Raw genomic sequence first — 6,774 nt, forward strand, 5'->3', positions numbered from 1 at the left:
CTGGACATCAAGATGATTCGTACACTCGACCTTCGTGGTTCACGCCCGTCACGGGCACAACTGCTTGAGCTCATTCCACGCACAGAGATTGACGTGGATGTTGCTATTGAGGTTGCTGAGTCGTTGATTTCAGCTGTTCGCACAACAGGATCTTCTGCTCTTAAAGAGCAAGCTTTACGTCTAGATAACGTCTCGGATTACGAAATTCGGGTTCCGCAATCTCACATTGACGAGGCTGTTACTGCGCTTTCACCTGCATTGCGTGCATCCCTAGAAACCGCTATCGAGCGTGTGCGTCAGGGCTCAGCTGCGCAAGTTCCTCCTGCTGTTCACACCGAGGTAGCCCCGGGTGCTCGCATCACTCAGCGTTGGCAGCCAGTTGAACGAGTAGGTCTCTATGTTCCTGGTGGCAAAGCCGTATATCCCTCCAGCGTGATTATGAACGTTGTTCCTGCTCAGGTTGCAGGGGTTGGTTCGATAGCTCTTGCTTCGCCTCCCCAGGCTCAATTCGGTGGAAGAATTCACCCCACAATCCTCGCTGCTGCCGGTTTGTTGGGAGTTTCTGAGGTCTATGCCATGGGCGGGGCAGGTGCAATTGGTGCCTTTGCATATGGCGTGGAAGAACTGGATCTTGTTCCCGTCAATGTTGTAACAGGCCCAGGTAACGTTTATGTCGCCGCTGCAAAGCGTTTGGTTCGTGGTCGTGTCGGGATTGATTCAGAAGCAGGACCTACAGAAATCCTTGTTATCGCTGATTCCAGTGCCCGTGCCGAGTTTGTAGCAGCAGACCTGATATCTCAAGCTGAGCACGATGAAATGGCCTCAGCCGTCCTCGTGACAGATTCGCTTGAACTAGCAGAACAAGTTCGTGCAGAGGTTGAGCGCCAAGCCCTCTCAACTGCACACTCTGAGCGTGTTCGTACAGCTTTGACTGGGCCCCAATCTGCTCTTGTTTTGGTAGATGACTTATCTGTCGCTGTCGATTTCTCTAATGCTTATGGCCCCGAGCATCTCGAAATCCATGCACGCTCCAGTCACGAGCTCGTATCTCAGATCACTAATGCTGGGGCCATTTTCGTTGGCGATTACACCCCTGTCAGCCTGGGAGATTATTCAGCAGGTTCGAATCACGTGCTTCCTACCGCAGGACAAGCACTCTTTGCCTCTGGTTTAGGTGCATATACTTTCCTGCGACCTCAACAAATCATTGAGTATTCGAAGGATGCACTCGGTGTTGTGTCCTCCGGTATTCGTCTGCTCGCAGACGACGAAGATCTTCCCGCTCACGGTGATGCCGTAGATATCCGCTTCAAGTCAGAGGACAATTAGTCAAATGTATTGCCCCTTTTGCCGACACTCTGATTCTCGAGTGATTGATTCCCGTACAAGTGACGATGGCCTCTCAATTCGCCGCCGCCGTCAGTGCCCAGAATGCAATGGTCGTTTCTCCACTCTAGAAACAGCGTCACTCTCAGTAATCAAGCGTTCTGGTGTGGTTGAGTCCTTCAGTAGAGAAAAGGTCGTTGCGGGTGTTCGTAAGGCATGTCAAGGCCGTCCCGTCACAGATGCAGACTTAGCTGTCCTCGCACAAAAAGTAGAAGAGACCATTCGCGCTACGGGTGCTTCTCAAATTGAGGCTAATGAGATTGGCTTAGCCATTCTTCCTTCTCTCAGAGAGCTCGATGAGGTTGCTTACTTGCGTTTTGCCAGCGTTTACCAAGCTTTTGATTCTTTAGAGGATTTCGAAGTTGCCGTTCAAACTCTTCGTTCGGAACGCCAGAACGGTCAGGCTGAGTAGTAGTGGCAACACATAACGGGAATCACTCGTTCTACAACCTCATATTCAAAGGATTCTTCAAGTTCATTGATCCTGAAGAAGCTCACCATTTAGGCGCAACTGTCATCAAAATGGCGGGTTTGCCTGGTATTCGAAATATGAAGCACGCCTTTAGCAAGCCCGTGCCAGAACTTCACGTTCAAGCACTTGGACTTCACTTTGATTCACCGTTCGGTATGGCAGCTGGTTTTGATAAAGACGTCACTATGGTTTCAGGTCTATATGCCCTCGGTTTTGGCCATGTTGAAGTGGGAACACTCACCGCTCATGCTCAACCCGGTAACCCCAAACCACGCCTTTTCCGCCTAATTCCTGATCGCGCTCTCATCAATCGGATGGGATTTAATAACGGGGGAGCCCAGGCAGCAGTTCCTCGGTTACAGAAACTTCGCACCCTCAAGCACCGCCCCGTTATTGGTGTTAATATTGGAAAATCACGCATAACCGAGGTTGAAAATGCAACAGCGGATTACCTCATTAGCACGAAGCTGCTCGCTCCATTGGCTGACTACCTCGTAGTGAATGTCAGTTCTCCCAACACACCGGGGCTTCGTGGATTGCAAGAGATCACCCAGCTCAAACCTTTACTCAAAGCAGTCAAAGAAGAAGCAGGTAACACACCACTTCTCGTGAAAATTGCTCCTGATCTCTCTGGCGACGAGATTGCTGAGATAGCCAAGCTTGCTGTTTCGCTCAAACTCGACGGCATTATCGCCACAAACACCACAATCAGTCGAGATGGCCTTGTCTCAGATTCTGCAAAAGTTGAATCTATTGGCGCTGGCGGTCTCTCGGGAGCACCGTTATCTCAACGCTCTCTTGAAGTCTTGAAGCAGATTCGTTCCATTGTTCCCGCCGACATGTGCATCATCTCAGTTGGCGGAATTGAGACGGCTGAACAAGTCCAGGAACGATTGGACGCTGGCGCAACCCTCGTCCAGGGCTATTCAGCATTTGTTTACAACGGCCCGTTGTGGGCAATAAAACTCAACCGTGGTTTGAGGAAACTCGCTAACCAGCGTTAAGAACTAGCTGGGGTATTGGCGACGTGCTACCTGAGGCTTAGGTAGACGTAGTGGGCGCATCTGAAGGCTGCGCATTCCCGCGTACCAACGAACACCCTTGTCGACCGAACCAAACTTCGCAGTGATGCGCTTACGCAGCTGAACGCCAAGAATCATGACGTCGGTCAGTGCGATGAAGAAGAAAGCCCACAAAACCAGGAAAGAGCTTTCCTGGACAGGAAGGCTGGGAATAAAGGTCATGATGATCACGAGGAACATGAAGGGAACCATCAGTTCGCCAACGTTGTAACGGGCATCGACAAAATCACGAGCAAACTTCTTCTGAGGACCACGGTCACGCATGGGGAGGTAACGCTCGTCTCCAGCAGCAAGTCCAATTCGCTGCTTATTGCGCTGCTCATTCATGCGGGCACGTTCCATACGAGCTGCTTCCTTGCGGTCGCTGGGAACGAGAGGTCGCTTATTTGCAGCTTCTCTTTCTTTGCGACTAGGGGTTGCGTGACCTTTGCCAGCACCGTTTTCATCAACGGTTGAGTCTGCAGTGATGTTTTCTTCAGAGTTCTTAGCCACGATGTTCCTTTGTTTGAAAGCTTCGACCATAAGATTACCGGCATGACTGCTTCAATTTCTGACGTTCGTGCAATGGTGTCACAAGCTTTTCCGCAATCAATGCACGATCTCACACAATTGGTCCGTATCCCATCGGTTTCCTGGTCTTCTTTTGATCCATCACAGGTGGTGAAGAGTGCTGAACAAGTTGCTGAGTTGGCTCGTGGAACAAATTTGTTTGACACAGTTCACATCCAGAGAGCGATGAAGTCAGATAGCGACGAATTGGGACAGCCCGCTGTTGTTGCGAGACGTCAAGCAGCACATGGAAAGCCAACGATTCTGCTTTACGCCCACCATGACGTTCAACCTCCTGGTGACCTTGCGGTGTGGGAGAGCGAACCATTTGAACCAATTGAGAAAGACGGACGTCTTTTTGGTCGTGGTGCAGCAGATGACAAGGCGGGCATCATGGCTCACATTTCAGCTCTTCGTCTTCTTCCGGAACTTGTTGAGAATGTTGATTTGGGGATTGTTCTCTTTGTTGAAGGAGAAGAAGAATTTGGTTCCCCGTCATTTGAGAACTTCTTGAAAGATCATCACGCCTTGCTCGAGGCAGACGTCATTGTTGTTGCCGACTCAGGGAACTGGGATCTTGAAACGCCAGCACTCACTACTACGTTGCGGGGGAATGCCACGTTCAAACTCACGGTGCGAACTTTGGATCATGCATTGCATTCCGGCATGTTTGGTGGTGCTGTGCCAGATGCCTTTATGGCTTTTGCCAAGCTGACCTCTTCGTTCTATTCCGAAACTGGCTCAGTTCAGGTTGAGGGACTTACTCACTCAGTTGCCCAGATACCTGAGTATGAAGATGACCAGATGAGACTCGAAAGTGGTGTCCTAGACGCAGTCTCTCTTATCGGTGATGGACATGTGCTTGAACGACTGTGGTCGCAGCCTTCGATCACGGTTACAGGCATGGACATCCCAGATGTCGCCAATGCTTCAAACACATTGCTCCCCAGTGTTTCTTCGCGCATTAGCGTCAGGGTTGCACCAGGTCAATCAGCTTCAGATGCTTTTGAAGCTGTTCGTCAGCACATTCTCAAGCACGTTCCATATGGAGCTCAGGTTGATTTTGAAGACATCAATTTAGGTGAATCGTTCTCTACAGACACAAGTGGTTGGGCGGCACAATCGATTTCCCACTCTCTTACTTCTGCCTGGGGGAAAGATGTCGTTGAGATGGGTGTGGGCGGATCCATTCCCTTTATTTCCAGCTTTGTGTCTGCTTTTCCAACTGCACAAGTTTTAGTCACGGGAGTTGAAGATCCCGATTCTCGAGCACACAGCCCGAATGAGTCTCTGCATATTGAGTCTTTTGAACGAGCTATCGTTGCGGAACTTCTATTCCTCGCGGAATGCAATTCTCGTGAACTTTGAGTTCTCAGGAATAATGCAGGCAACATTCACCTTGTCCTTTTAGAATAGAAACACCCCAGACAAACCCTTCCAAGGAGTGGAAATGACTGAAACGACAACCGCTGAGACCAAAGCACACGGCGTTGGTCTCACCGATGCTGCTGCTCAGAAAGTTCGCGCACTCCTGGAACAGGAAGGTCGCGATGATCTTCGACTACGAATTGCCGTGCAACCAGGCGGATGTTCGGGTCTGATTTACCAGCTGTACTTCGATGAGCGCACTATGGACGCCGATGCGGTTGTTGATTTTGGGGGAGTAGGTGTTGTTGTTGACAAGATGAGCGTTCCTTATCTCGATGGCGCAACTATCGACTTTGAAGACACCATCCAGAAGCAGGGTTTCACCATTGATAACCCCAATGCTGAAGGAAGCTGTGCCTGTGGAGACTCTTTCCACTAACGAACTTCCTTTTCGCTTCTGAGGAGCGAAAATCCAGCACGTTGCTACACATTCACAGCCCTTTCTGAGGGTAGAGTTGAAATGTTCGGGACAGATATGTTTCGAATTTGAACAAGTGTTTGTGAAAGGCCAATAGTGCGTTCTACACGTCGAATCCGATGGGCTGCGATTCCAATTGCAGCAACGCTCGTACTTGCCCTGTCGGCATGTACCGATCAGGAGCTCGCGGGTTACATGCCCGGCTTCGTATCAGGGGCTGCTCCGGTTACAAACCACACTCAGCTCATTACTGACTTCTGGGTGAACAGCTGGATTGTTCTTCTGGCAATCGGATTCATTGCTTGGGGCCTCATGCTCTGGTCGATGGTTGTCTACCGCCGCCGCAAGACCGACACCGGACTTCCTGTTCAATTGCGCTACAACATGCCAATCGAAATTCTTTTCACTGTCATCCCTTTGATCCTCATCATTGGTCTTTTTGCTCTCACTGCACGCGATGAAGCAGTCATTGAGCAGCGTTTTGATAATCCTGATGTCACAATTCAAGCTTTTGGAAAGCAGTGGGCTTGGGACTTCAACTACACCGATGAAGATGTCTACTATTCAGGCATCCAGGTTCAGCCTGATCTTTCAGAAGGAGCTGAACAAGGTTCGGTTCTTGAATCTTCAATCCCGACTCTTTACTTGCCTGTTGGCAAAAAGGTTGAAATTCAGCTCAACGCTCGCGACGTTATCCACTCTTTCTGGGTCATCGACTTTCTCTACAAGAAGGACATGATTCCAGGTAAGACAAATGTGATGTCGATCATTCCTGAGCGCGAAGGTACCTACGCAGGAAAGTGTGCTGAGCTCTGTGGTGAATTCCACTCTCAAATGCTTTTCCAAGTGAAGGTTGTTTCCCAAGAGGAATATGACGCTTACATCGAGAGCTTGCGTGAGCAGGGCTTTGAAGGTCAGCTCGGAACCGAGTATGACCGTAACAAGAACCAAGCGAATGTTGTTGCATCCGCTACCGAGTCGAAGTAGTAGGGAAAAGCGATGAGTGCAACTCTTACTCCCACCCCTGTTGTAACCACAACAAGCAAGCCTCAGACTGTTGGCGTCACACGCCCAGTGTCTAAGGGAAACATTGTTGTCAAGTGGTTGACCTCGACTGACCACAAGGTCATCGGTCACATGTACAACATCACAGCCATTTTGTACTTTCTTCTTGGTGGAGTGATGGCTCTGATCATCCGTGCTCAGCTCTTTGCTCCAGGTCTCAACGTTTTGCAGACAAAAGAGCAGTACAACCAGATGTTCACCATGCACGGAACCATCATGCTCTTGCTGGTGGCAACACCTCTGTTTGCGGGTTTTGCTAATGCAATTCTCCCAATTCAACTTGGTGCTCCAGACGTAGCATTCCCGCGTTTGAACATGCTTTCTTTCTGGTTCTACTTCTTCGGTGCATTGATTACTGTTGGTGGATTCCTCAC

At 49.9% G+C, this 6,774-nt stretch carries 8 protein-coding genes; 7 read left to right on the plus strand and 1 reads right to left on the minus strand.

Features of this window, described 5'->3' with window-relative positions:
• Positions 1 to 12 precede the first annotated feature (12 nt).
• From hisD to Q0362_RS08240, 3 genes are read left to right on the plus strand one after another with little or no spacing between them, the layout of a single operon-like run.
• Entirely contained in the window at positions 13 to 1,329 is a 1,317-nt protein-coding gene (gene hisD / locus Q0362_RS08230; protein WP_298122432.1) for a histidinol dehydrogenase, read from the plus strand.
• A 4-nt stretch (positions 1,330 to 1,333) separates the two neighbouring features.
• The gene (nrdR, locus tag Q0362_RS08235) at positions 1,334 to 1,798 is read left to right on the plus strand and encodes a transcriptional regulator NrdR (RefSeq protein ID WP_280795161.1); all 465 of its coding nucleotides are present in this window, start codon (positions 1,334 to 1,336) and stop codon (positions 1,796 to 1,798) included.
• A 2-nt stretch (positions 1,799 to 1,800) separates the two neighbouring features.
• Positions 1,801 to 2,862, plus strand: coding sequence for a quinone-dependent dihydroorotate dehydrogenase (locus tag Q0362_RS08240; protein WP_298122435.1), 1,062 nt, complete (start codon positions 1,801 to 1,803; stop codon positions 2,860 to 2,862).
• Positions 2,863 to 2,865: 3 nt separating this feature from the next.
• Here Q0362_RS08240 and Q0362_RS08245 read toward each other — a convergent pair whose 3' ends face one another.
• Entirely contained in the window at positions 2,866 to 3,432 is a 567-nt protein-coding gene (locus Q0362_RS08245; protein WP_298122437.1) for a DUF3043 domain-containing protein, read from the minus strand.
• A gap of 42 nt (positions 3,433 to 3,474) precedes the next feature.
• Here Q0362_RS08245 and Q0362_RS08250 point away from each other — a divergent pair, with 42 nt between their 5' ends.
• The 4 genes from Q0362_RS08250 to Q0362_RS08265 all read left to right on the plus strand — a co-directional run.
• Positions 3,475 to 4,857: a dipeptidase gene (locus tag Q0362_RS08250; protein ID WP_298122439.1), complete on the plus strand. Its 1,383-nt coding sequence runs from the start codon at positions 3,475 to 3,477 to the stop codon at positions 4,855 to 4,857.
• Positions 4,858 to 4,939: 82 nt separating this feature from the next.
• Entirely contained in the window at positions 4,940 to 5,296 is a 357-nt protein-coding gene (gene erpA / locus Q0362_RS08255; protein ID WP_298122441.1) for an iron-sulfur cluster insertion protein ErpA, read from the plus strand.
• Positions 5,297 to 5,431: 135 nt separating this feature from the next.
• The gene (coxB, locus tag Q0362_RS08260; RefSeq protein ID WP_298122443.1) at positions 5,432 to 6,322 is read left to right on the plus strand and encodes a cytochrome c oxidase subunit II; all 891 of its coding nucleotides are present in this window, start codon (positions 5,432 to 5,434) and stop codon (positions 6,320 to 6,322) included.
• 12 nt (positions 6,323 to 6,334) lie between these two features.
• Positions 6,335 to 6,774: cbb3-type cytochrome c oxidase subunit I (locus Q0362_RS08265; protein WP_298122445.1), on the plus strand; the 440-nt coding region annotated here is incomplete at its 3' end.

The sequence above is a fragment of the uncultured Aurantimicrobium sp. genome, assembly GCF_936931525.1.
GTDB lineage: Bacteria > Actinomycetota > Actinomycetes > Actinomycetales > Microbacteriaceae > Aurantimicrobium.

What these genes read in the sequence shown, in the direction of transcription:
- hisD (WP_298122432.1), top strand. Translation starts at nt 13, where the DNA reads ATGATTCGTACACTCGACCTTCGTGGTTCACGCCCGTCACGGGCACAA.
- nrdR (WP_280795161.1), top strand. Translation starts at nt 1,334, where the DNA reads ATGTATTGCCCCTTTTGCCGACACTCTGATTCTCGAGTGATTGATTCC.
- Q0362_RS08250 (WP_298122439.1), top strand. Translation starts at nt 3,475, where the DNA reads ATGACTGCTTCAATTTCTGACGTTCGTGCAATGGTGTCACAAGCTTTT.
- erpA (WP_298122441.1), top strand. Translation starts at nt 4,940, where the DNA reads ATGACTGAAACGACAACCGCTGAGACCAAAGCACACGGCGTTGGTCTC.